At 70.5% G+C, this 24,072-nt stretch carries 16 protein-coding genes and 1 tRNA gene; 2 read left to right on the forward strand and 15 right to left on the reverse strand.

Annotated features, from left to right (window positions below):
* Positions 1-240: 240 nt before the first annotated feature.
* The 6 genes from ACQP1K_RS18120 to ACQP1K_RS18145 all read right to left on the reverse strand — a co-directional run bounded on the left by ACQP1K_RS18120 (position 241) and on the right by ACQP1K_RS18145 (position 6,012).
* Positions 241-957: an ABC transporter ATP-binding protein gene (locus ACQP1K_RS18120; protein WP_433496893.1), complete on the reverse strand. Its 717-nt coding sequence runs from the start codon at positions 955-957 to the stop codon at positions 241-243.
* The gene (locus ACQP1K_RS18125; protein ID WP_433501575.1) at positions 947-1,687 is read right to left on the reverse strand and encodes an ABC transporter ATP-binding protein; all 741 of its coding nucleotides are present in this window, start codon (positions 1,685-1,687) and stop codon (positions 947-949) included. Before ACQP1K_RS18125 ends, ACQP1K_RS18120 begins: the two co-directional genes overlap by 11 nt.
* 38 nt (positions 1,688-1,725) lie before the next feature.
* Positions 1,726-2,853, reverse strand: coding sequence for a branched-chain amino acid ABC transporter permease (locus ACQP1K_RS18130; RefSeq protein WP_433496894.1), 1,128 nt, complete (start codon positions 2,851-2,853; stop codon positions 1,726-1,728).
* Positions 2,850-3,818 carry a branched-chain amino acid ABC transporter permease gene (locus ACQP1K_RS18135; protein WP_433496895.1) on the reverse strand — a complete coding sequence of 323 codons (969 nt, stop codon included), beginning with the start codon at positions 3,816-3,818 and terminating at the stop codon, positions 2,850-2,852. The genes ACQP1K_RS18130 and ACQP1K_RS18135 overlap by 4 nt, the downstream gene beginning before the upstream one ends.
* A gap of 103 nt (positions 3,819-3,921) precedes the next feature.
* On the reverse strand, positions 3,922-5,118 hold the full coding sequence (locus ACQP1K_RS18140; protein ID WP_433496896.1) for a branched-chain amino acid ABC transporter substrate-binding protein: 1,197 nt from the start codon (positions 5,116-5,118) through the stop codon (positions 3,922-3,924).
* A gap of 261 nt (positions 5,119-5,379) precedes the next feature.
* Positions 5,380-6,012 (reverse strand): ANTAR domain-containing response regulator, encoded by a 633-nt coding sequence (locus ACQP1K_RS18145; protein ID WP_433496897.1) that lies wholly within the window; start codon positions 6,010-6,012, stop codon positions 5,380-5,382.
* 119 nt (positions 6,013-6,131) lie between these two features.
* On the opposite strand from ACQP1K_RS18145, the gene ACQP1K_RS18150 reads away from it, so the two are divergent.
* Positions 6,132-6,206: transfer RNA gene (locus ACQP1K_RS18150), tRNA-Leu, on the forward strand.
* Positions 6,207-6,212: 6 nt separating this feature from the next.
* On the opposite strand, the gene ACQP1K_RS18155 is transcribed toward ACQP1K_RS18150, so the two are convergent.
* The 6 genes from ACQP1K_RS18155 to gltB form a co-directional block, all read right to left on the reverse strand.
* Positions 6,213-8,066: an ABC transporter ATP-binding protein gene (locus ACQP1K_RS18155; protein WP_433496898.1), complete on the reverse strand. Its 1,854-nt coding sequence runs from the start codon at positions 8,064-8,066 to the stop codon at positions 6,213-6,215.
* Positions 8,063-9,940: an ABC transporter ATP-binding protein gene (locus ACQP1K_RS18160; RefSeq protein WP_433496899.1), complete on the reverse strand. Its 1,878-nt coding sequence runs from the start codon at positions 9,938-9,940 to the stop codon at positions 8,063-8,065. The genes ACQP1K_RS18155 and ACQP1K_RS18160 overlap by 4 nt, the downstream gene beginning before the upstream one ends.
* 182 nt (positions 9,941-10,122) lie before the next feature.
* Positions 10,123-11,553, reverse strand: a complete 1,431-nt coding sequence (pyk, locus tag ACQP1K_RS18165) for a pyruvate kinase (protein ID WP_433496900.1) — start codon at positions 11,551-11,553, stop codon at positions 10,123-10,125.
* Between the two features lie 188 nt (positions 11,554-11,741).
* Positions 11,742-13,454: a S8 family serine peptidase gene (locus ACQP1K_RS18170; RefSeq protein WP_433496901.1), complete on the reverse strand. Its 1,713-nt coding sequence runs from the start codon at positions 13,452-13,454 to the stop codon at positions 11,742-11,744.
* Positions 13,455-13,540: 86 nt separating this feature from the next.
* On the reverse strand, positions 13,541-15,007 hold the full coding sequence (locus ACQP1K_RS18175) for a glutamate synthase subunit beta (RefSeq protein ID WP_433496902.1): 1,467 nt from the start codon (positions 15,005-15,007) through the stop codon (positions 13,541-13,543).
* 14 nt (positions 15,008-15,021) lie between these two features.
* Positions 15,022-19,593 carry a glutamate synthase large subunit gene (gene gltB / locus ACQP1K_RS18180; protein ID WP_433496903.1) on the reverse strand — a complete coding sequence of 1,524 codons (4,572 nt, stop codon included), beginning with the start codon at positions 19,591-19,593 and terminating at the stop codon, positions 15,022-15,024.
* Between the two features lie 186 nt (positions 19,594-19,779).
* On the opposite strand from gltB, the gene ACQP1K_RS18185 reads away from it, so the two are divergent.
* Entirely contained in the window at positions 19,780-21,378 is a 1,599-nt protein-coding gene (locus ACQP1K_RS18185; protein ID WP_433496904.1) for a bis-aminopropyl spermidine synthase family protein, read from the forward strand.
* Between the two features lie 31 nt (positions 21,379-21,409).
* Here the strand turns inward: ACQP1K_RS18185 and ACQP1K_RS18190 are convergent, their stop codons facing one another.
* The 3 genes from ACQP1K_RS18190 to lgt are packed head-to-tail and all read right to left on the reverse strand — an operon-like array spanning position 21,410 to position 24,038.
* Positions 21,410-22,300, reverse strand: coding sequence for a hypothetical protein (locus ACQP1K_RS18190; protein WP_433496905.1), 891 nt, complete (start codon positions 22,298-22,300; stop codon positions 21,410-21,412).
* Positions 22,297-23,019: a VIT1/CCC1 transporter family protein gene (locus ACQP1K_RS18195; RefSeq protein WP_433496906.1), complete on the reverse strand. Its 723-nt coding sequence runs from the start codon at positions 23,017-23,019 to the stop codon at positions 22,297-22,299. Before ACQP1K_RS18195 ends, ACQP1K_RS18190 begins: the two co-directional genes overlap by 4 nt.
* Positions 23,016-24,038, reverse strand: coding sequence for a prolipoprotein diacylglyceryl transferase (gene lgt, locus ACQP1K_RS18200; protein WP_433496907.1), 1,023 nt, complete (start codon positions 24,036-24,038; stop codon positions 23,016-23,018). The genes ACQP1K_RS18195 and lgt overlap by 4 nt, the downstream gene beginning before the upstream one ends.
* Positions 24,039-24,072 lie beyond the last annotated feature (34 nt).

Here is a 24,072-nt window from a genome sequence, read left to right on the forward strand (position 1 = left end):
CCGCTCATGGACAGAACCGGCCGCAGCGAACAGAGCGATCGCAGTGAACAGAGCGGCCCAGTGGACAGAGCGAGCGCGGTGAGCAGAACGGCCCGCTTGTGAACGGAGCCGGTTCCGCCGCCGTCCGGGCGGGAAACCGGCGGAGGTGACAGGCTCCGACGCGGAAGGCCGGCCGGGAACACCGTCCCGACCGGCCTCTTCTCCGTCGTGACGCGATCGTCGCCACGGCGAACGGATCCGTCAGTGCTGTCCCAGGGCACCACCCAGGTAGGCCTCCCTGACCTGGGGGTCGTCGAGCAGATCCGCCGCCGGAGCGGACTTCACGACCCTGCCGGTCTCCAGGACGTACGCCCGGTGGGCGATCTGGAGGGCCTGCCGGGCGTTCTGCTCGACGAGCAGGACCGTGGTCCCCCGGTTGTTGATCTCCTTGATGATCGAGAAGATCTGGGCCACCAGCTTGGGCGCCAGGCCCATCGACGGCTCGTCCAGCAGCAGCACCTTGGGTTTGCTCATCAGCGCCCTGCCGATGGCCACCATCTGCTGCTCGCCGCCGGACATGGTGCCGCCCTGCTGGTTCTTGCGCTCGGCCAGCCGCGGGAACAGTTCGAAGACCTCGGCGAGGTCCTCGGAGAAGTCACCGGACCGGGTGTAGGAGCCCATGAGCAGGTTCTCCATCACCGACATGCCGGGGAAGACGCCCCGGCCCTCCGGCGACTGGCCGATGCCGACCAGCACCCGCTTGTGGCCCGGCAGCCTGCTGATGTCCTTGCCGTCGAAGACGATGCTGCCCGACGTCAGCGAACGCAGACCCGAGATCGTCTTGAGCGTGGTGGTCTTGCCCGCGCCGTTCGCGCCGATGAGGGTCACGATCTCGCCCTCGTCGACCTCGAGCGAAACCCCCTTGAGCGCCTCGATCTTGCCGTAGTGGACGTGAATGTCCTTGATCTCAAGAAGCATCTGCGGGTGCCCCCAAGTACGCCTCGATGACCCTCGGATCGCTCTGCACCTCAGCCGGGAGACCCTCGGCGATCTTCTGCCCGAAGTCCAGCACGGCGATGCGGTCGCTGATGCCCATGACCAGTGACATGTCGTGCTCGATCAGGAGGATCGTGCGGCCCGCGTCGCGAATCTTCTTGATCAGTCCCTGGAGTTCGATCTTCTCAGCCGGGTTCATGCCGGCGGCCGGCTCGTCGAGCAGCAGGAGCTTGGGATCGGTCGCGAGAGCTCGCACGATCTCCAGCCGGCGCTGGTCGCCGTACGGCAGGTTCTTGGCCGTCTCGTCGGCCCGGTGCACGATGCCGGCGAACTCCAGCAACTCCATCGCGCGCTCCCGCCCGCGGCGCTCGGCGTGGCGGTGCCACGGCAGGCCGAGCGCCGCGCCGACCGCGCCGGTGCGGTTGTGCGCGTCGAAGCCGACCAGAACGTTCTCCAGAGCCGACATGCTGTGGAACAGCCGGATGTTCTGGAAGGTGCGGGCGATGCCGCGCTTGGTGATCGTGAATCGCTTCAGACCGCTGATCTTCTCGCCGTTGAAGCGCACCTCGCCGGAGGTCGGCCGGTAGACACCGGTGATCGCGTTGAACACCGTGGTCTTGCCCGCGCCGTTCGGGCCGATCAGCGCGAAGATCTCCCCCTCCCCGATGGCGAGGTCGACCCCGCCGAGCGCCTGCACGCCGCCGAAGCGCATCGTGACGGCGCGGAGTTCGAGTAACGCCTTCTGCCCGCTCACTTGGCCACCTCCTTGTCCCCCGCGTCCCCCGACGCCGTACCACCGGACTCCGCGCCGGCGTCGTTCTCGCCGTTGCCCAGGACGTTGCGGCGACGGCGCGCCGGCAGCAGCCCCTCCGGACGCAGCGCCATCATCAGCACGAGCGCCGCGCCGAAGATGAGGATGCGGTAGTCGGCGAAGCCGCGGAACCGCTCGGGCAGCCAGGCGACCAGGAAGGCGCCGATCACGACGCCCGGGAGGTTTCCGGAACCTCCCAGCACCACGGCGGCCAGGATGGTGGCCGACAGGATGAACGGGAAGTTCGGCGGCTGGATCGCGATGACCTTGCTGGCCCAGATGGCGCCGGTCAGGCCGCCGATCATGGCGCCGACGAAGAAGGCCAGCAGCTTGAACCGGAAGGTGGGCACGCCCATCAGCTCGGCGGCGTCCTCATCCTCCCGGATGGCCTCCCAGGCGCGGCCGACCCGGCTACGCTCCAGCCGCTTGGCGACGATCACCACCAGCACGACCGCGGCCACCAGCAGGTAGTAGTACGGCAGCGGATCGAGGGCGAACTCCACCCCGAACAGCGACGGCGGATGGGGGATGTTCGTGATGCCGCGTGCACCGCCGATGTAGTCGGTGTTCTGCGCGGTGATCCGGACGATCTCCCCGAAGCCCAGCGTGACGATCGCCAGATAGTCTCCGCGCAGCCGCAGGGTGGGCGAACCGAGGACGATGCCCGAGATCGCGGTCATGAAGATCGCGATGATCAGCACGCCCCAGAAGTTCCAGCCGTACTTGGTGCCGAAGACCGCCATGGTGTACGCGCCGATGGCGTAGAAGGCGACGAAGCCGAGGTCGAGCAGTCCCGCCTGGCCGACCACCACGTTCAGGCCCACCGCCAGCAGCACGAACGTGCCGATCGGGCTGAACAGCAGCGAAGGCCAGTGCGAGTCCGGGGCCATGAACGACCCGATGGCCGGATGGGGGGCGATGACCGCCAGGGCGATCAGCAGAACATAGGCCGTCCAGCGCGTCCAGCCAGGCGCCGCCGCCCACCGGTCGCGCACCTCGTCGCTGAGGCCGCCGACCGTGCGCCAGAGCGACGTGAGCGGGTTTCCACTGTGAGAGTTTGCGTTCATGCGCGCGCTCGCTGGAGGGATTCACCGAGGATGCCGGTGGGACGGAACAGGAGGACGAGAACGAGGATCGTGAAGGCGATGACGTCCTTCCATTCTGAGCCGAAGAAGATCGCACCCCAGTTCTCGATGAGGCCGAGGGCGAGCCCGCCGAGGAGCGCGCCGCGCAGGTTGCCGATGCCGCCGAGCACCGCGGCGGTGAACGCCTTGACGCCGAGCAGGAAGCCGACGTTGTAACGGAGGTTTTCGAGCTCCATGGCGTACAGCAGCGCGGCGACTCCGGCCATCGCACCGCCGACGAGGAAGGTGGTACGGATCACCCGGTCGATGTTCACGCCCATGAGCGTGGCCGTCTCGGGGTCCTGTGACGTGGCCCGGATGCCGCGCCCGATCTTCGTGCGGTTCACGAAGACGTCGAGCAGGATCATCATGACCACCGCCGAGACGATGATGATGACGTGATCGTTCCTGATCTCCGTGTTCCCGATCGTGAGCAGAGTCTCACGATCGAGGAGCCGCGGCACCGGGACCTGGATGCGTCCCTGGGACGGGCGGTCGAAGACCTCGGGGATGATCACCAGGGCGAAGAGCTCCTGGAGGAAGATCGAGGCGCCGATCGCGGAGATGAGTGCGGCGAGCCGCCCGGCGCCGTGCCTGCGCAGCGGCCGGTAGGCCACCTGTTCCAGCACGACGGCCGCGCCGCCGGAGGCCGCCATGGCCACCAGCAGCAGCAGGAGCAGTAGCCCGATCAGCGCGATGCCGGTGAGCGGGCCGGTGATCCCCATCTTCATGATCACGAACAGCGCCGCGAAGGCGCCGATCATGAAGATCTCGGAGTGGGCGAAGTTGATGAGGCGCAGCACGCCGTACACCATCGTGTAACCGAGGGCGATCAGCGCGTAGATGGCGCCGATGGACAGGCCACCCACGGTGGAGGGCCCGACCTGATTGATGAAGTCGTTGAGCACGGTGGTCGCTTTCGAACCGGGGCGACGGTAGTCGCCGGGCAGGAAGGAGCGGGAGCAGCGGTTCGCTCCCGCTCCCCAGCGTTCTCAGATCGAACTGGACGCGTCAGCCGAGCTGAGCCTGCGTGGTGTCGCCCAGCCAGTCGAGGTTGCCATCCTTGATCTGGTAGACGTGAATGATGTTCGCGGCGATGTCACCGTTCGGGCCGAACTTGATCTGCTTGGAGACGCCCTTGAAGTCGACGGTCGCGAGGAAGTCGTTGATCTTCTCCGCTGTGGTGTTGCCGGCCTCGATCGCCTTCAGGATGGCGGTCGTCGCGTCATAGCCCTCGGAGGCGTAGATCAGCGGGTCGCTGCCGAACTTCGCCTTGTAGTTCTCACTGAAGGCCTTCAGCTCCGGCACATCGGAGCCGAATGGGATGAGGCAGGGGCAGCCGAGCACGGCGCCCTCGGCGGCCTCCTTGCCCGCGGCCTCGACGAGCTTGAGGTCGACGGCGCCGTCGCCGGAGACCACGGTCGCGGTCACGCCGCCGTCACGCAGCTGCTTGAGCAGCCGGCCGAGCTGGGCGTAGTAGCCGCCGTAGTAGATGACGTCGGGCGAGGCGGCGTTCACCTTGGTGACCGTGGAGGAGTAGTCGGAGCCGTTCGGGTCGATCTTGTCACGCTCGACCGCGACGCCCTGGTTCTCGAACTCCTTGGCCACCGCGTCGGCGAGGCCGGCGCCGTACTCCTGCGCGTCGTCGATGACGAACGCCTTCTTCGGCGACTTGGCCTTGACCAGGAAGTCCGCGATGGCGGGACCCTGGATGGCGTCGTTGGCCACGACGCGGTGCCAGTACTTCCAGCCGTTCTCGGCCAGCGCCGGGTTGGTCGCCGAGCCCGTCACGCTCGGAATCTTGCCCTGCTCCAGGACCGGGCCGACGTTGCGGGACTCACCGGAGAAGCCCGGGCCCACCATCGCCACGATCTTGTCTTCGGTGACGGCCTTCTGGGCCAGCGGGACAGCCTGGTCGGGGTTGCCCTGGCTGTCGTACTTCACCAGTTCGACCTTGACGTCGGTCGACTTCGCGTTGAACTCGTCCACCGCGAGCTGCGCGCCCTGGGACGGCGGGATCATGAGCGCCGAGTTCTCACCGGTCAGGTCGCCCATGAAGCCGATCTTCAGAGTGGTGGCGCCCCCACCATCACCCTGACCACCGGACGAGGAGGCGTCATCGGTGCCACTTCCACACGCCGCGAGGCCGAGGGTCAGCGCTGTACCGACCGCGACAATGCCGCCAAGGCGAGCGATCTTGGATCGCAAGGTTGCCTTCCTTTCGCTGGATCCCCTTACGGGGATCGGATACGCATCCGCCCCCATCCAGCGGTCAGCCGTGGGGTCGTGACCGGTAGTACAACCACGGGAAGTCACAGGTCGATACAGAGGCCATCACGGTTATGGCTTTGTTATGGAGATCCTCTTCGTTTAGTAATCAACGTGTAACGGAATTGGGAAATATCCCTTTAAGCCTGGTCAGAGACCCCGTGCATCGGCTTATCATGTTTTTTCGGTCTGACTTCGTGATCAAGGCTGGGGGCTCTCCGGGCTGGGCTGCGCGCCCTCCTCCGGCGGGGCGTCCTTCTTCACGGCCTCGGACACCACGATCTGGGCCACCTGACGCATGCTCATGCGGCGGTCCATGGACGCCTTCTGGATCCACCGGAACGCCTGCGGCTCGGTCCACCCGTGCTGGGTCATCAGCAGGCCCTTGGCCCGGTCCACGAGCTTCCTCGTCTCCAGCCGTCCGGAGAGGGTGGAGACCTCCCTCTCCAGCGCCGTGATCTCCTCGTGCCGGCTGATCGCCATCTCGATGGCCGGAACCAGGTCGCCCTTGGTGAACGGCTTGACCAGGTACGCCATCGCTCCCGCGTCCCTGGCCCGCTCGACCAGGTCACGCTGGGAGAACGCGGTCAGGATGAGGCAGGGGGCGATCCGCTCGGCGACGATCCGCTCGGCGGCCGAGATCCCGTCGAGGACCGGCATCTTCACATCCAGGACCACCAGGTCGGGGCGCAGCTCCGTGGCCAGCTCGACCACGGTCTCCCCGTCGCCGGCCTCCCCCACCACGGCATAGCCGTCCTCTTCGAGCATCTCCTTCAGGTCGAGGCGGATCAGGGCCTCGTCTTCCGCGATCACCACTCGTCGCTGGGTACTCACGCACAAGAGGTTACCGATGTCCGCTACATTGGGACCACGCAAGGGGTCGTGCGGACGATCATCGATCCGCTAGGCTCCGAGCGACGGGATCCGGACGACCGTATAGAGTCCGGGTTGAAGCCCCGGTACCCCAATTGGCATGAGGGAGCGGATTCAAAACCCGTACAGTGTGGGTTCGAGTCCCACCCGGGGCACTCTTCTCACGATCGGGCCAGGCTGTCCAGCCAGGCCTGGTGCAGACGGGCGAATCTGCCGGAGCGGGCGATGAGACCCTCCGGCGCCCCGTCCTCGACGATCCGGCCGCCCTCCATCACGAGCACCCGGTCGGCGATCTCCACGGTCGACAGCCGATGCGCGATGATCACCGCGGTCCGGTCGGCCAGGATCGTGCGCAGCGCCCGCTGCACGAGCCGTTCGCTGGGCACGTCGAGGCTGGAGGTGGCCTCGTCGAGGATCAGCACCGCGGGATCCGCGAGGAAGGCCCGGGCGAACGCGACGAGCTGCCGCTGCCCCGCCGACATCCGGCCGCCGCGCTTGCCGACCTGCGTGCCGTACCCCTCGGGCAGCGTGGAGACGAACGCGTGCGCGCCGATGGCCTCGGCCGCCTCGACGACGGCGGCCGTCGGAGCGTCCGGCCGGCCGAACCTGACGTTGTCGGCGATCGTGCCGGTGAACAGGAAGTTCTCCTGGGTCACCATGACGACGTGGCGGCGCAGCTCGGCCTCGTCGAGGTCACGCAGGTCCACGCCGTCGAGCAGGATCCGCCCGGCCACGGGGTCGTAGAATCTGGCCATCAGCTTGGCCAGCGTGGTCTTGCCCGCACCGGTCGTGCCGACCACGGCGACGGTCTGCCCCGCGGAGATCTCCAGATCCAGCCGGGGCAGTACGGCCCGGCCACCGCCGTAGCCGAACTCCACGGCCTCGAACCGCAGGCCGCCGCGCGCCCCGCGCGTCCCGTCGCTCCCCCCGCCCCGCGCGCCGCCGAGCGGCACCGGCCGGGGCGGCTCGGCGACGTCGGGCCGCTCCTCCAGCACGCCGGACAGCTTCTCCAGCGCGGCGCCGGCCGACTGCAGCGCGTTGTAGAACTGGCTGATCTCCTGCATCGGCTCATAGAACTGCCGCAGGTAGAGCAGGAAGGCGGCGAGCACGCCGACCGTCACCGTGCCGTTCAAGGCGAGCCATCCGCCGTACAGCAGCACGGCCGCCACCGTGACGTTGCCGATGAGCTTGATGCCCGGCATGAACACGGCGACCAGGCGGGTGCTGCGCATGTTGGCGTCACGGTAGCCGGCGTTGAGCCGTTCGAAGATCTCCTGGTTGCGCGGTTCCCTGCGGAACGCCTGTACGGCGCGGATGCCGGTCATCGACTCGACGAAGTGGACGATGACCAGCGCGACCGCCTGACGGCTCCGGCGGTAGGCGACGCTCGACTCCCTGCGGAACCACCGGGTGAACAGCAGCAGGACCGGCAGCGGCAGCAGCGCCGCCAGCCCGAGGCGGACGTCGAGCACGAGCAGCATGATCGCGGTGCCGCAGAGGGTCAGCACCGCCGTGACGAGGCCGTCGAAGCCCGAGTCCAGCAGCTCGCCGATCGCCTCGACGTCGGAGGTGAGCCGGGAGATCACCCGGCCGGAGGTGTACTTCTCGTGGAACGACAGCGACAGCCGCTGGAAATGGTCGAAGACCCGGCGGCGGAGTTCGAGCAGGATGTCCTGCCCGATCCGGCCGGACATCTGGAGGAACACCATCCGGGTGAGCGCCTGGACGAGCGTGGCCGCGACGACCAGGGCGATGATCGTCAGCAGTGTTCCCGGCCCGCCGCCCGCCAGCATCGGCGGGATGCCGTCGTCGATGCCGGCCTTCACCAGGTACGGCAGGGCCAGGCCGGCCGCGCTGGACAGCACGATGACGGCGGTCAGCAGTGCGATCCGCCGGCGGTGCGGCCGCAGCAGATCGGCGAGCAGCCGGCGCGAGCGCGTGCGCAGCAGCAGGGAGACGCTGTCGGACACCTGGTCCTGGTCCTCGGCCGCGACGCCCCGCCAGGAGTCGTTCACCGCAGTGCCCGCTCTGGATCGAGATCGGCGTCCTGCGCGAGCAGCGCACGGTATTCCGGCACCGACGACAGCAGCTCGGCGTGCCGCCCGACGCCCGCGATGGAGCCGTCGCTGAGCAGCGCCACCCGGTCGGCGAGCAGCACGGTCGAGGCCCGGTGGGCGACGATGAGGCCGGTCGCGTCGGCGAGAACACCGCGCAGCGCCTCCTCCACCAGGGCCTCGGTCTCCACGTCGAGCGCGGACAGGGTGTCGTCGAGCACGAGGACGCGGGGTCTGCCGAGGATCGCCCGGGCCAGGGCCAGGCGCTGCCGCTGACCGCCGGACAGCGACATGCCCTGCTCGCCGATCCGGGTGTCCAGCCCCCAGGGCAGGTCGAAGACGAACACGGCCTGGGCGATCTCCAGTGCCTCCCGGATCTCCCGGTCGGTGGCGCCGGCCCGGCCCAGCGCCACGTTCTCCCGCACGCTCATCGAGAACAGCGTCGGCTCCTCGAACGCGGTGGCGACCATCGAACGCAGCGCCGGGAGCGACAGGTCCCGCACGTCGCGTCCGTCGATCGTGACCCGGCCGCCGGTCACGTCGCGGAGCCTGGGCACCAGCGACGTCAGCGTCGTCTTGCCCGAGCCGGTGGCCCCGACGATCGCGACCGTCTCGCCCGGCCGCACGTCGAGCCGGACGTCCCGCAGCACGGGCCGGTCGGCGCCGGGGAACCGGAACTCCACCCCCTCGAACCGCAGATGTCCCCGCCCGCCCGGCCGCCTCCCGGCGGCGCGCCGCCCGTCCCCGGCCTCCGTCCCTGTCCCGTCTTCTCTGCCGGTGTCGTCTCCTCTGCCCGTCCCGTCTTCTCTGGCGGTCTCGTTTCGCGGGCCGGTGATGGCGGGGACGGTGTCCAGCACCTCGGTGACCCGGTCGGCGGCGGTCATCGCCTCCTGCCCCATCGCGAGGATGTAGCCCAGCGAGGCGACCGGCCACACCAGCTGCAGGACGAGGGTGGTGAACGCGACCAGTGTGCCGAGTGTCAGCTCGCCGGCGCCCACGGCGACCGCGCCGAGCAGCAGCACCATGGCCAGCGTGACGTTCGGGATCACCTCGAGAAACGTGAAGAAGCGCGACGACAGCCGGACCTTGTCCAGTGCCGTACGGCGCAGCCCGCTCGCGGCCCCGTCGAACACCCGGTAGAGGTGACGGCGGCGGCCGAACGCCTTGATCGTGCGGATGCCGAGCGCCGCCTCCTCGACGAGCGTGGCCAGGTCGCCCTGCTGGTCCTGCACCTGGCGCGAGACGCGGATGTACCGCTTCTCGAACCGCAGCGACAGCGCCACGACCGGCACGGCCGACGCCGTGACGAGCAGGCCGAGCGGCCAGTACGTCCGCAGGAGCACAATGACGACCGCGGTGAGCTGGAGGATGTTCATGATCAGGAACAGCACTCCGAAGCCCAGGAAGCGACGGATCGTGGACAGGTCGGTCGTCGCGCGCGACAGGAGCTGCCCGGACTGCCACTCGTCGTGGAAGCTCATCGGCAGCCGCTGCAGGTGCCGGTAGAGATCGTCGCGGATCGCGGTCTCCAGGCCGAGCACCGGCCCCGCCTGCGACCACCTGCGTACGAAGGTGAGCACGGCCTCGGCGACGCCGAGTCCGAGGGCGAGCAGCCCGAGCGGGAGCAGCGCGGCGCGGTCCCCCCGGGCCACCGGGCCGTCGATGATCTCCTTGCCGACGAGCGGGATGACCGTGCCGGCGGCGATGCCGAGGAAGGCCGCGACCCAGGACACGATCATGATTCGCGCGTACGGCCGCAGATAGGACCGCAGCCGCCACAGCGAGTGCCATAAAGGGCGTCGGGTGTCGGGTCCGGATCCGGACCGCTCGCGCATCGTCTCCGTGGCGCTCCCCCCGGTGCATGGACAGGATCAGACGGCTCGACTGCCATGCTTTACCAGGAGTCGGCGGCCATCAAGGGGTTTTCCCCGGCCACCCGGTGCTCCAGGTGTCCCTGCCCCGGGTGTCCGACGCCCACAGGCGTCCAGGCGTCCCGGTGTCCCGGTGTTCCGGGTGATCACCCGGGGTGGGCGACCGCCGAGCCGATGGTGTGGACCCGCAGGGCGTTGGTGGACCCGTGCGTGCCGGGCGGGGAGCCGGCGACGATCACCACCTTGTCGCCCTTCTCGCACCGGCCGAGCGACAGCAGCGACGCCTCGACCTGACGGACCATGTCGTCGGTGTGGTGGACGAACGGGACCTCGAAGGTCTCCACCCCCCACGTCAGCGCGAGCTGGCCGCACACCTGCGGGTTGGAGGTCAGCGCGAGCAGCGGGATCGGCGAACGGTAGCGGGCCAGCCGGCGGGCCGTCTCACCGGACATCGTGAACGCGACGAGGGCCTTGGCCTTGACGATCGCGCCCACCTCGGCCGCAGCGCGGGCGATGGCGCCACCGGTGGTCTCCGGCAGGCGGTCCAGGGTGTGGGTGGCCTCCAGGCTCGTGCTCTCCGCCGCGATGGCGATGCGGTGCATCGTGGAGACCGAGTCGACCGGGTAGTTGCCGACCGAGGTCTCACCCGACAGCATCACCGCGTCCGCGCCGTCCATGACGGCGTAGGCGACGTCGGAGGCCTCGGCGCGGGTCGGGCGCGGGGCGTTCATCATCGAGTCGAGCATCTGGGTGGCCACGATGACCGGGTGGGCCTTCTCGCGGCACAGCTCGATGATCCGGCGCTGGACGATCGGCACCTGCTCCAGCGGGAGCTCCACGCCGAGGTCGCCGCGCGCGACCATCACTCCGTCGAACACGTTGACGATCTCTTCGAGGTGCTCGACGGCCTGCGGCTTCTCGATCTTGGCGAGGAGCGGCAGATGGACGCCCTCCTCATCCATGATCTTCCTGACCAGCAGCGCGTCGTCCGGCGACCGGACGAACGACAGGGCGATCAGGTCGAACCCCGTGCGCAGCGCCCAGCGCAGGTCCGTCTCGTCCTTCTCGGTGAGCGCGGGCGCGCTCACGGCGACCCCGGGCAGGTTGAGGCCCTTGTTGTCGGAGATCATGCCGCCGACGATCACGCGGGTGACCACGCGCGGCCCGTCCACGGCGGTCACCTCCAGATTGAGACGGCCGTCGTCGACCAGCACGGTGTCGCCCGGATTGACGTCACCGGGCAGTCCCTCGTACGTCGTGGAGACCATCTCGCGGTCCCCCGGGACGTTCTCCGTCGTGATCGTGAAGACGTCGCCGTAGGCGAGCCGTACCGGGCCGCAGGCGAACCTGCCGACGCGGATCTTGGGGCCCTGCAGGTCGGCGAGGACGCCGACGGGACGTCCCAACTCCTCCGCGGCGGCCCTGACCCGGTCCAGGATCTCCCTGTGCAGCTCATGGCTGCCGTGGGAAAGGTTGAATCGGGCCACGTTCATGCCGGCGAGGATGAGCTCGCGCAGACGCTCGGGCGATGAGGATGCGGGACCCAGGGTGCAGACGATCTTAGCTCGACGACTCACAAGTACTACCCTAATTGGTACAGACCACTTCATGTGACGGCAGGCGCATGCGTCGCCGAGTATTCACGGTCTCTCACCAGGGAGTTCACCCATCCGGCCCGATGGCGGCGCGGCGTCATCACATCTTGCGCCGTCCACGCTACTCCTCCCGGCCCGCCTCCACCGGGCTTTCCACCCCGCCGGCCCGATCACCGCGTGACGGTGGCGGCGCGGGCGGCGTCGACCACGCCGCGGCCGAAGAAACCGTTCCTGGCCGCGTCGCCCTCGCACACCTGCGTGTCGTCCGGGCCGTACTTGTAGGCGCGGGACGAGGGGCAGGCCTTCTGCACGGCGGAGGCGTACAGCAGCTTCTCGACCTGCGCCGGGTCCATGTGGACCCCGCCCTTGCCCGGCTCGCCGAACCGGCCGATGATGATCGCGGCGACCCCGGTGGCGTGCGGGGCGGCCATCGAGGTGCCCTCCAGGTACTGGTAGTAGGCGCACCTGCCACCCTGGCAGTCGCGGACGACCGAGGCGTCCTTCGGGCGGCCGTCCTTGCCGATCGAGCCCTTCGCCCGCAGGACGCTTTCCGGGGCGGCGGCCAGGATCTCCCGCCGCGCGCCCTTGAGCTCGGTCCCGCTGTCGAACAGATCGCCGCCGGGCGCCGCGATGTCGGCCTGCTCGATCCCGTAGTCGGAGAAGGCGGACTTGCGCCCGCTCGGCCCGACGGCCGTGACCGAGATGACGCCGTCGAGCTCGGCCGGGACGTTGACACAGGTGTTGTCGATCTTGCGGTCGCGCTGCTTGTCCAGCGGATAGTTGGGGCTGGTCGTGTCCTTCTTCGGCATGCCGAGGTCGGTGCCGCTGTTGCCGATCGCGGTGATCAGCGTCACGCCCCGCTCGCGGGCGTAGGCGAGCGCCCGCCGCATGCCCTCGATGACGCCCTTCTGGTCCAGGCGCTCGACCTGCGAGTCCTGCGGGTTGGCGGTGCAGTTGAACGCCCACGGGTCGACGTAGAAGCTCATGTTGACGACGTCGACGCCCACGTCCCCGGCGTACGCCAGGGCGTCCATCGTCGGCTTGAGGAAGAAGTACCCCGAGTCGGTGCCCGCCCGCAGGTTGACCAGCGACACGTCGGGGGCCACCCCGCCGATGCCGATTCCGTTGAGCGGCGAGCCGATGGTGCTGGCGACGTGCGTGCCGTGGCCGTCGTCGTCCACGTCCGCCGGGTCCTTGCACCCCTGGTGCTCGCACGGGCCGTCGAGCTTCTTGCCGTTCGGGTCGTTCGGCTCGTCCATGACGAAGTTGCGGCTGAGCTCGCGGTTGAAGTTGGGGGCGATGTCGGGATGGTTCCCGTCGACGCCGGTGTCGATGACCCCCACCAGGACCTTGTGGCTCCCCCTGGCCTTGCCGTACGACCCGTCCGGGGTGGCGCCGATCATCTTCATGTCCCACTGGCGGTCCGCCAGCGGCTCGTCCCGCACCGCCCGCCGCCCGTGCGCGGTCGTCCGTACGGCCGACGGCCCGCGCGAGGCGGACCGCGCGTACGGCGCGGCGGCCGGAACGGAGGAGACCCTGCCGACGGGCCGGTCGAGCGAGACGCCGACGACGGCCGGATCCGACCCGATCCGCTCGGGCGCCCCGGTGCGCGCCATCAGGTAGCCGAGCCGGTCGTCCCCGCCGATCACGGTGCCGCCGGCGGCCGTCACGGCGCGGGTCGCCGCTTCCTTGCCGCCGGAGGCGTAGAACACCAGGTACCGGCCGGTCCGGCCGGCCGGTTCCGACTCCGAGGTGCTGGAGGAGGGCTGGGCTGCGCCCGCCGCGTGATCCGCCGGATCGGGCCCGGCGCAGGCCGTCGCGCCGATCGCGCCCATCAGCGTCATCGAGACGGCCATCGCGGCGAAACGTCCGCGTGCGTTCACCGATCCCCCCCGTTTCGGCTCCTGCACCCTTCAGGCAGCCGGACGCTCCCGGCTGCCTGAATTTGAATATGTCCTATTTTCTACAGCTAAACCAACGGACGTGCGGTTGGCGGGATCGGAGCGGGCAGCGCCGTCCCTCCGCTGAGCCTCCCGTCCACGGCGGCGGCGGCCGATCGGCCCTCGGCGATCGCCCAGACGATCAGTGACTGCCCGCGGCCCATGTCACCGGCCACGAAGACGCCGTCGACGGCGGTCTCGTAGGAGGCGTTCCTCGCCACGTTGCCCCTCGCGTCGAAGAAGTCTCCCGGTGCGAGCGCCGCCAGATCGGTGAGCAGCGGTCCCTTCTCCGGGCCGAGGAAGCCCATGGCGAGCGTGACCAGCTCGGCGGGGATCTCCCGCTCGGTGCCGGGGATCGGCCGGAACCCGGTGGCCGGGCCCTCGACGTCGACCAGCCGCAGCGCCCTGACCCTGCCCTCGGCGTCGCCGACGAACTCCGTGGTGGACACGGCGTAGACCCGCTCGCCGCCGCGGGCCGCCAGTTCCTCGTGCGCGCTTTCCATCTTGAACAGGATCGGGAACGTCGGCCACGGCTGCCCGGCCGTACGGGCCGCCGGAGGCATCGGCATGATCTCGAGCTGGGTGACCGAGGCCGCCCCCTGCCGGATCGCCGTGCCGATGCAGTCGGCTCCGGTGTCCCCGCCGCCGATCACCACGACGTGCCTGCCGCGCGCGGAGATCGGCGAGGCGTCCAGGTCGCGGTTGGCCGGCGGGAGATACTCCATCGCCTGGTGGATCCCGCCGAGCCCGCGCCCGGGCACCGGCAGGTCACGCCAGGCCGTGGCGCCGCCCGCGAGCACGACCGCGTCGTACTCCTCCCGCAGCCGGGCCGCCGTGATGTCCACGCCCACGTTCACCGAGGTGCGGAACTCGGTGCCCTCGGCCGTCATCTGCGCGAGACGGCGGTCGAGGTGGCGCTTTTCCATCTTGAACTCGGGGATGCCGTAGCGGAGCAGGCCGCCGGCGCGATCGGCCCGCTCGAACACCACCACGTCGTGCCCTGCCCGGGTGAGCTGCTGGGCCGCGGCCAGGCCGGCCGGGCCGGAGCCCACCACGGCCACCCGGCGGCCGGTCCTCACGGCCGGCGGCAGCGGGGCGACCCAGCCCTCGGCGAAGGCCCGCTCGACGATCTCGACCTCGACCTGCTTGATCGTGACCGGGTCGGAGTTGATGCCGAGGACGCACGCCGTCTCGCACGGAGCCGGGCAGAGCCGGCCGGTGAACTCCGGGAAGTTGTTGGTGGCGTGCAGCCGCTCGGCCGCCTCCCTCCAGTCGTCGCGGTAGACGAGGTCGTTCCATTCCGGGATGAGGTTCCCGAGCGGGCAGCCGTTGTGGCAGAACGGGATGCCGCAGTCCATGCAGCGGGACGCCTGCCGGGACAGCGTGGCCGGGGGGATGTCCTCGTAGACCTCACGCCAGTCGCCGATGCGGACGTCGACCGGGCGGCGGGCAGGCAGCTCGCGCCCGTGTGCCAGAAAACCCTTCGGGTCGGCCATCGGTTGTTACCCCCTCATCCGTGCGCGGCGGCCATGACGGCCTGGTCGATGTCCCTGCCCTCGGCCTCGGCGGCGGCCCGGGCACGCAGAACCCGCCTGAAGTCCGACGGCATGATCTTGCCGATTCTGGCGAGTGCCGCCTCCCAGTCGGCGAGCAGCGCGGACGCGACCGCCGATCCGGTCTCCGCCAGGTGCCTGCCGACGATCTCGCGCAGGAACTCCGCGTCCGCCTCGTCCAGCGGCTCGATCTCGACCATCTCGCGGTTGACCCGTCCGGGCTCGAGGTCGAGCACGTACGCGATGCCGCCGGACATGCCGGCGGCGAAGTTGCGGCCGGTCGGGCCGAGCACGACGACCCGGCCGCCGGTCATGTACTCGCAGCCGTGGTCGCCCACGCCCTCGACGACGGCGGTGGCGCCGGAGTTGCGCACACAGAACCGCTCGCCCGCGACGCCGCGGACGAACACCTCTCCCGAGGTGGCGCCGTACAGGCCGACGTTCCCCGCGATGACCTGCGTCTCGGCGGCGAACCGCGCGTCGGGATGCGGCCGGACGACCAGGCGTCCGCCCGACAGCCCCTTGCCGAGGTAGTCGTTGGCGTCGCCGGTGAGCCGCAGCGTGATGCCGCGGGGCACGAACGCGCCGAAGGAGTTGCCCGCCGACCCGGTGAACGTCACGTCGATCGTGTCGTCGGGCAGCCCGGCGGCGCCGTACCGCCTGGTCACCTCGTGACCCAGCATGGTGCCGACCGTGCGGTTGACGTTGCGGATGGGCAGCTCGAGCGTGACCCGGTCGCCGCCGGTCAGCGCGCCCTCGGCGAGCTGGATCAGCGTGTTGTCCAGTGCCTTGCCGAGCCCGTGGTCCTGCTCGGCGACCCTGCGCAGCGGCGTTCCCTCCGGAAGCTCCGGCCGGTGCAGGATGGGCGACACGTCCAGGCCCGCCGCCTTCCAGTGGTCGACGGCAGCGGCGGTGTCGAGCAGGTCGGACCGGCCGATGACCTCGTCCAGCGACCGGTGGCCGAGCAGGGCGAGGTATTCGCGCACCTCCTGCGCGATGAACTCGAAGAAGTTCACCACGAACTCGGGTCGTCCGCTGAACCGCCTGCGCAGCTCGGGGTTCTGCGTTGCCACTCCCACCGGGCAGGTGTCGAGGTGGCAGACCCGCATCATCACGCAGCCGGAGACCACCAGCGGCGCGGTGGCGAAGCCGAACTCCTCGGCGCCGAGCAGCGCGGCGACGATCACGTCGCGGCCGGTCTTGAGCTGGCCGTCCGCCTGGACGACGATGCGGTCGCGCAGGCCGTTGAGCAGGAGCGTCTGCTGGGTCTCGGCCAGGCCGAGCTCCCAGGGGGCGCCCGCGTGCTTGATCGACGTCAGCGGCGACGCGCCGGTGCCGCCGTCGTGGCCGGAGATGAGCACGACGTCGGCGTGCGCCTTGCTGACCCCGGCGGCGACCGTGCCCACCCCGACCTCGGCGACCAGCTTCACGTGGACGCGGGCCAGCGGGTTGGCGTTCTTGAGGTCGTGGATGAGCTGGGCCAGGTCCTCGATGGAGTAGATGTCGTGGTGCGGCGGCGGCGAGATGAGGCCGACGCCGGGGGTGGAGTGCCTGGTCCTGGCGATCCACGGGTACACCTTGTGGCCGGGCAGCTGGCCGCCCTCGCCGGGCTTGGCCCCCTGGGCCATCTTGATCTGCAGGTCCTCGGCGTTGACCAGGTATTCGCTGGTCACGCCGAACCGGCCGGAGGCCACCTGCTTGATCGCCGACCTGCGCTCTGGGTCGTACAGCCGCTCGGGCTCCTCGCCGCCCTCGCCGGTGTTCGACTTCGCGCCGAGCCGGTTCATCGCGATCGCCAGCGTCTCGTGCGCCTCCCGCGAGATCGAGCCGTACGACATCGCGCCGGTGGAGAACCGCCGCACGATCGACTCGACCGGCTCGACCTCGTCGATCGGCACGGGCTCGGCCACCGGGCGCAGCTTGAACAGCCCGCGCAGCGTCATCAGCCGTTCGGACCGCCCGTCGACGAGCGAGGTGTACTCCTTGAAGATCTCGTACCGCCTGGTCCGGGTGGAGTGCTGCAGCTTGAAGACCGTCTCGGGGTTGAACAGATGCGGCTCGCCCTCGCGCCGCCACTGGTACTCCCCGCCGACCTCCAGCCGCCGGTGCGCGTTCTCCGCGCGCGGGTAGGCACGGGCGTGCCGCTCCAGCGCCTCCCTGGCCAGCACGTCGAAGCCGACGCCGCCGAGACGCGAGGTGGTGCCGGTGAAGCACTCGTCGACGACCTCGGCGCCGAGGCCGAGCGCCTCGAAGATCTGCGCGCCGGTGTAGGAGGCGACCGTGGAGACGCCCATCTTGGACATGATCTTCAGGACGCCCTTGCCGTACGCCTTGATCAGGTTGCGTACGGCCTTGGCCGGGTCGGGGCCGAGCCCGCCGGCGACGGCCGCGCCCTCCAGCGCCATGGCCTCGACGGTCTCGATGGCGAGGTAGGGGTTGACCGCGCTCGCGCCGTACCCGATGAGCAGGGCCATGTGGTGGCACTCGCGGGCCTCGCCGGTCTCGACGACCAGGCCGACCCTTGTGCGCGTCTTCTCCCGGATGAGGTGGTGGTGCACCGCACCGGTGAGCAGCAACGACGGGATCGGCACCCGATCGCGGGAGGACCCTCGGTCGGTCAGCACGATGATCCGCGCGCCGTCCGCGATCGCCGCCGAGACCTCGGCGCGGATCTCCGCCAGCCTGTCGACCAGGGCCCGTCCGCCACCCGCGGCGTCGAACAGGCCGGACACGACGTACGGCCGGAAGCCGGGCAGCACGCCCTCGTCGTCGATGTGCACGATCTTCGCGAGCTCGTCGTTGTCGATCACGGGGTACGGCAGCACCAGACGGCGGCAGGAGACCGGGCCGGGCTCCAGCAGGTTGCCCTCGGGGCCGATCGTGGACTGCAGGGAGGTGACGAGCTCCTCGCGGATCGCGTCCAGCGGGGGGTTGGTGACCTGCGCGAAGAGCTGGCTGAAGTAGTCGAACAGCAGCCTCGGCCGCTGGCTGAGCACGGCGAGCGGGGTGTCCGTGCCCATCGAGCCGATCGGCTCGGCTCCGGTCCTGGCCATCGGCGCCAGCAGGACCCGCAGCTCCTCCTCGGTGTAGCCGAAGGTCTGCTGCCGCTTGACCAGCGCCTCGTGGGTGGGGTGCTCGTGCTCGCGCTCGGGCAGCTCCTCGAAGCGGACCAGGCCGGTGTGCAGCCAGTCGCCGTACGGCTCGGCCGCCGCGAGCTCGGCCTTGATCTCGTCGTCCTCGACGATCCGGCCGCGTGCGGTGTCGACGAGGAACATCCGGCCCGGCTGGAGCCGGCCCTTGCGCACGATCCTGTCCTGGGGGATGTCGGCGAGCACGCCCGCCTCGGAGGCGAGCACGACCAGGCCGTCCTCGGTCACCCAGAACCGGCCGGGCCGCAGGCCGTTGCGGTCGAGCACGGCGCCGACCAGCGTGCCGTCGGAGAACGTGATCGACGCCGGCCCGTCCCAGGCCTCCATCAGCGTCGAGTGGAACTCGTAGAAGGCCCGGCGGGCCGGATCCATCTCCGCGTGGTTCTCCCACGCCTCGGGGATCATCATGAGCACGGCGTGCGGGAGCGACCGGCCGCCCAGGTGGAGCAGCTCAAGGACCTCGTCGAACGACGCGGTGTCCGAGCCGTCCGGGTCGCAGATCGGGAACAGCCTCCGCAGGTCGCCGGGGATGAGGCCGGTGGCGAGCATCGCCTCCCTCGCGCGCATCCAGTTGCGGTTGCCCCTGACCGTGTTGATCTCGCCGTTGTGCGCGATGTACCGGTAGGGATGGGCGAGCGGCCAGGAGGGGAACGTGTTGGTGGAGAAGCGCGAATGGACCAGCGCGATCGCCGTGACGTACCGCTCGTCGGACAGGTCGGGGAAGAAGGGCTCGACCTGGGGAGAGGTCAGCATGCCCTTGTAGACGATGGTCCGGCTGGACAGCGAGGCGAAGTAGACGTCGGCCTCGTGCTCGGCCCGCTTGCGCAGGGGGTAGACGGCGCGGTCCAGATCGAGGCCGGTCAGCGCCGGGCCGGTCTCGCCGCCCGGTGCGCCGCCCGTCGCGCTGACGAAGAGCTGGCGGAAGAACGGCATGACCGCCCGTGCCCCGGCCCCGGGGAGCGAGGCGTCGACCGGAAGGTCCCGCCAGCCGAGGACGGTGAGCCCCTCCTCGGCCGCGATCTCCTCGATCAGCCGGACCGCCGTCTCGCGTGCCCGCTCGTCGGCCGGCAGGAACGCCGTGCCGGCGGCGTACGCGCCCTCGGGCGGCAGCTCGCCGTGCCACCCCAGCTCCGCGACGATCTCGCGGAAGAACGCGTCGGGGATCTGGGTGAGGATGCCGGCGCCGTCACCGGTGTCGGGCTCGCTTCCGCTGGCTCCGCGATGGTCGAGGTTGCGCAGCGCGGTCAGTGCGCTGGCGACGATGTCGTAGCTGCGGCGGCCGGTCACATCGGCCACCATGGCGACGCCGCAGGCGTCGTGTTCGTTCGCCGGATCGTAGAGTCCCTGTGGCTTGGGGAAGCCACGGCGAGCAGCAGGCATGGAGTTCCTCCCGTCGTCTGCTTCTGCTGGAACAGAGGGACGACGTTGGCCCTGCTGCGGTTGTGGAGTGGGTCGAGGGTACCGCACGGCCTCCCGGCGGCTCCCTCAGGGTTACGTGACTTGATAGTTCCTTTCAGACTGGTTCGCGAAACTTCGATCGGCCGATGTCCCGGATACAGTTGCGGCATGGCCGGACTCGATGCGCTCGACGACCTGATGACGAAGGCGGGCGTGGACGGCCGTCGCCTCCGCTCAGCCGTCGCACTGCTGAGCGACGGACGCTGGTGGACCCTGGCCGATCTGGTCCGGGAGACCGCGACCTCGCGGCGTACGGTCGAGGCGCTGCTGCGTACGCTCCCCCTTGAGCACAGCGGCGACCGCTTCCGCGTCCCGGCCAACCAGACAAATTCCCTTAAAGGGTATCATCCACACGTTAATAGCAACATTTCGGACTATTGGTACATTAGTCTCCGGCAAGGGCCGTACGCCGAGGTCCTGCGGCGGCTGGAGACCCTGATCGACGGGGCGCCCCGGGGGCGGCACGCACTCGATCACGTCTCCGCCACGGCGGAGACCGTGCTGCGCCGGGCCCTCCTGCTCGGCGAGCGGTTCTGGCTGCCCGGCGCCCGTCTGCTGTGCGTGGGCGACCACGACCTGACCTGCATGGCCGTACGGATGCTCCACCCCGAGGTGGAGGTCGCCGTGGCCGACGTCGACGACCGGATCCTCGCCTACATCGACCGGCAGGATCTCGGCGTGCGCACCCGGTGGGCGGATCTGCGGCTGGGCCTGCCGCCGTCGCTGCGCGGCTGGGCCGACCTCGCGATCACCGATCCGCCCTACACACCCGAGGGCATCGGGCTGTTCGCAGCGCGGGCGGCCGAGGGCCTGCGCGACCGGGAGCAGGGCCGGATCCTGGTCGCCTACGGCGCGTCCGAGCGCACCCCGGCGCTCGCCCTCAAAGTACAGAAAGCATTGCTTGCCCTTAACCTGCTGAACGAGGCTATTTTTCCTGACTTCAACCGCTACCACGGGGCGGAGGCCATCGGCAGCGCGGCGGATCTCTACGTCCTGCGGCCCACCACCAAGACCTGGCCCGCCGTGGCCGCGCTGACCGACCGGGCCGCGGATCACACCGCCACCGCGATCTACACTCAGGGGCCCCAGGCCGTCGAGTCGGCGTCCGCCAGGGGGGCGGTGAACGGGGCGGCGAACGGAGTTCTGGACGACTTCGAACCCGGCCTGCTCGCCGGGGACTGGCCGCGCGGGCTGCTGCCCGCCACGCCCAGGACGAGGCTCGCCACGCTGCTGGCCAAGCCGTACGCCGCCGATCCCGAGCGGGTGGCGATCGCCGTGCCGTCCGGACTCGAGGCGGCACTGCCCCGCCTGCTGCTCGCGACCAGGGCGAGGCATGTGCGGGTGCTGCTCGCCCGGCCGCCCGGCGACGCGCTCGCCGCGCTGCTCGCCCCCGTCTACGGCATCGCCGTACGCCGCCTCGGCGGCGAAGCGCATGTGCTCGACGCCGTACGGCTCCCGCCACCGGCGGACGGCACCGGCAGGACCGTCCGGCGGATCATGGACAGCGCGCACGGAAAGATCGCCAACGTCTGGCGTGAGGCGCTGACCGGGCGGACCGGATCGACCAAGAAGCAGGCCAGGGCCGTGATCGAGGAGGCCGCACCCTGGGCCGGCGACCTCACCCTCCTGGAGGCGCCGCTGCACCGCGTCGCCGCCCTTCCCGCCGCCGTCTCACGCACCCTGCCGGCCGCGGCCGGACTCGATTAGCGGGCGAATCGCCCGGCCGACCGCCGCATGATCACGAAGTCGCCGGGGGCGGGGAGGCCGCGGGGCCGTTCGGGTCGGTGGGAGTGGGCTCGGGCGGCTGGGGCCTGTCGTCGGCCGATCCCGGGTCGGGCGCCATGGACGGCAGGCCGGCGACGGCGACGATCCGGCGGTAGAGCCCCTTCTCGACGCCGCGTACGGCCAGGCCGAGCATGACGAAGTCGTCGCGCTCCCCCGGCTCGGCGCCGTCGGCCCGGGCGACCCACACCAGACCGGCGTAGTGGCCCATCGCGTAGCCGCTCGCCTCGCTGTACCCCTGGAAGGCCGCCCTGCCCTGCTCGATCGGCAGCGTCCAGCCACCCAGGTGCATCGACTTCAGATCGTCGACCACGCCGTTGGCGGCCCGGACGTCGGCGAGATCGAGCAGCGTGTACTGCGCCACATAGGCGCCGTCCGCGCTCCGGTAGAGGCCCCGCAGCGCCTGCCTGCACCCGGCCTTGGCCAGCAGGTCGCTCAGGCCGCTCCCCCACACGGTTGCCGAGCAGCCGGGGTCCGTCCGGGTCGCGATCCGCTTCAGGGTGATCTTCCCGGCCGTGAGCGCACGCGCGCCGAAGACCTCGCGCAGGGTCAGCGGCGCGCTGTCGGCCTTCCGGTCCGCGATCGGCTTGAACTCCCTGGGCGACGGCCACGCCTGGTAGGTCTCCGGCCGCCCCTCGCCCAGGACGCTCCCGGCTCCCCTGTGCGGTGTCTCCTCCCCGCCGGCGACCTTGTCGATCAGCAGGGTGAGCAGCAGCGCCGCAAGCAGGACGCCCAGGACGGAGCCACCCCAGACCACCATCCGCTGCTGTCCGGCGGTGAGCCCGAGCTCCGCGAGTAAGCCCCACCGCTCGACCGGCGCGGACGCCCGGCGCTTGCGCCTCGTCATAGTGCGGCGGCTCCGATGAGGGTGCCGAGTCCCCAGGTCAGGGCCGCCGCGGCGGCGCCGACGACGAGCTGGCGCAGCCCGCTCGACCACCAGCTCCTCGCGGTCACCAGGGAGACCAGCGCCCCGGCGCCGAACAGCGCCGTCATCGAGATGGCCGCCGGAATCCACAGTCCGCCGACCCCCAGCAGGTACGGCAGGAGCGGGATCAGCGCGCCCACGGCGAACGCCAGGAACGAGGAGACGGCGGCGAGCACCGGTGAGGGCAGGTCGTGGGGATCGACGCCCAGCTCGGCCCGGGCGTGCACGGCCAGCGCCTGCTCCGGGTCGCGCGAGATCTGCCTGGCGACCTCCCTGGCCGTCTCCGGGTCCACGCCGCGCGCCTCGTAACGCAGCGCGAGCTCGTCCTCCTCGGACTCAGGGTTGCGCTCCAGCTCCCGGCGCTCGACCTCCAACTCGGCCAGCGCAAGCTCCCGCTGGCTGGCGACCGACACGTACTCGCCGCCCGCCATGGAGAACGCCCCGGCGGCCAGACCGGCCACGCCCGCCAGTGCGATGATCTTCGAGTCCGCGGTGCCGCCCGCCACACCCGCGATGAGGGCGAAGTTGGAGACCAGGCCGTCCATCGCGCCGAACACCGCCGGGCGTAACCAGCCCCCGGTCACGTCGCGGTGACTGTGGTGCGCCTCGGCCCGCGCTCCCACGCCGGCTCCGGACGTCATCGCTTACCGGCCTCGCCGTCCGCCGCCGTGGAGACCCCGCCGGCGGCGTCATCCTCCTCCCGGTCGGACGTGCCCGCGTCGGACGTGCCCGCGTCGGACGCGGCCGGATCACCGCCCGCCGTACCGTCGTCCGGCGTACCTTCGTCCGGCCTGCCGCCGTCGTCCGGGTGGTCGGCGGAGTCCGCGGCGGACGCCGCCGTCGTGCCCAGCGGCTCGGCGCCGCTCCTGCCCCTGGCCAGCCAGAAGTACGCGATGGCCGCGAGGAAGATGACAATCGAGGTCCACTGGTTCAGCCGCAGGCCGAGGATCTCGTGCGCCGGGTCCACCCGCAGTCCCTCGATCCAGAACCGGCCCAGTGTGTAACCGGCGACGTACAGCGCGAAGAGGCGGCCGTGGCGCAGGGTGAACCGCCTGCCGGCCAGTACGAGCAGCCCGGCGAGCGCGAGGTTCCACAGCAGCTCGTAGAGGAAGGCGGGGTGGTAGGTGTCGACGCCGGGCAGCGTGCCGGGACGGCCCGGATCGATCTGGAGTCCCCACGGCAGGTCGGTCGGCCCGCCGAACAGTTCCTGGTTGAAGTAGTTGCCCAGCCGGCCGATGGCCTGGGCGACGGCGATGCCGGGGGCGGTGGTGTCGGCGACGGCCGTGAACGAGATGCCGCGACGGCGGCAGGCGATCCACACGCCGACCCCGCCGAGGGCGATCGCGCCCCACACGCCGAGACCGCCCTCCCAGATGAACAGCGCGTCGATCGGGCGCTTGGGCGCTTCGGATCCGAAGTAGATCTGCCAGTCGGTGATGACGTGGTAGAGACGGCCTCCGACGAGACCGAACGGCACGGCCCAGACGGCGAGGTCGGTGATGGCACCGGGCTCGCCGCCCCGGGCGCGCCACCGACGCTCCCCGATCCAGACGGCGGCGACGACGCCGAGCACGATGCACAGCGCGTAGGCCCGGATCGGGATGGGTCCGAGATTCCAGACCCCCTGCGACGGGCTGGGAATCGAGGCGAGGAGGGGCATGTCAGGTGACGTTACCGTAAGAGGGAGCCGATTC

This window comes from Sphaerimonospora sp. CA-214678 (genome assembly GCF_050942215.1).
GTDB lineage: Bacteria > Actinomycetota > Actinomycetes > Streptosporangiales > Streptosporangiaceae > Sphaerimonospora.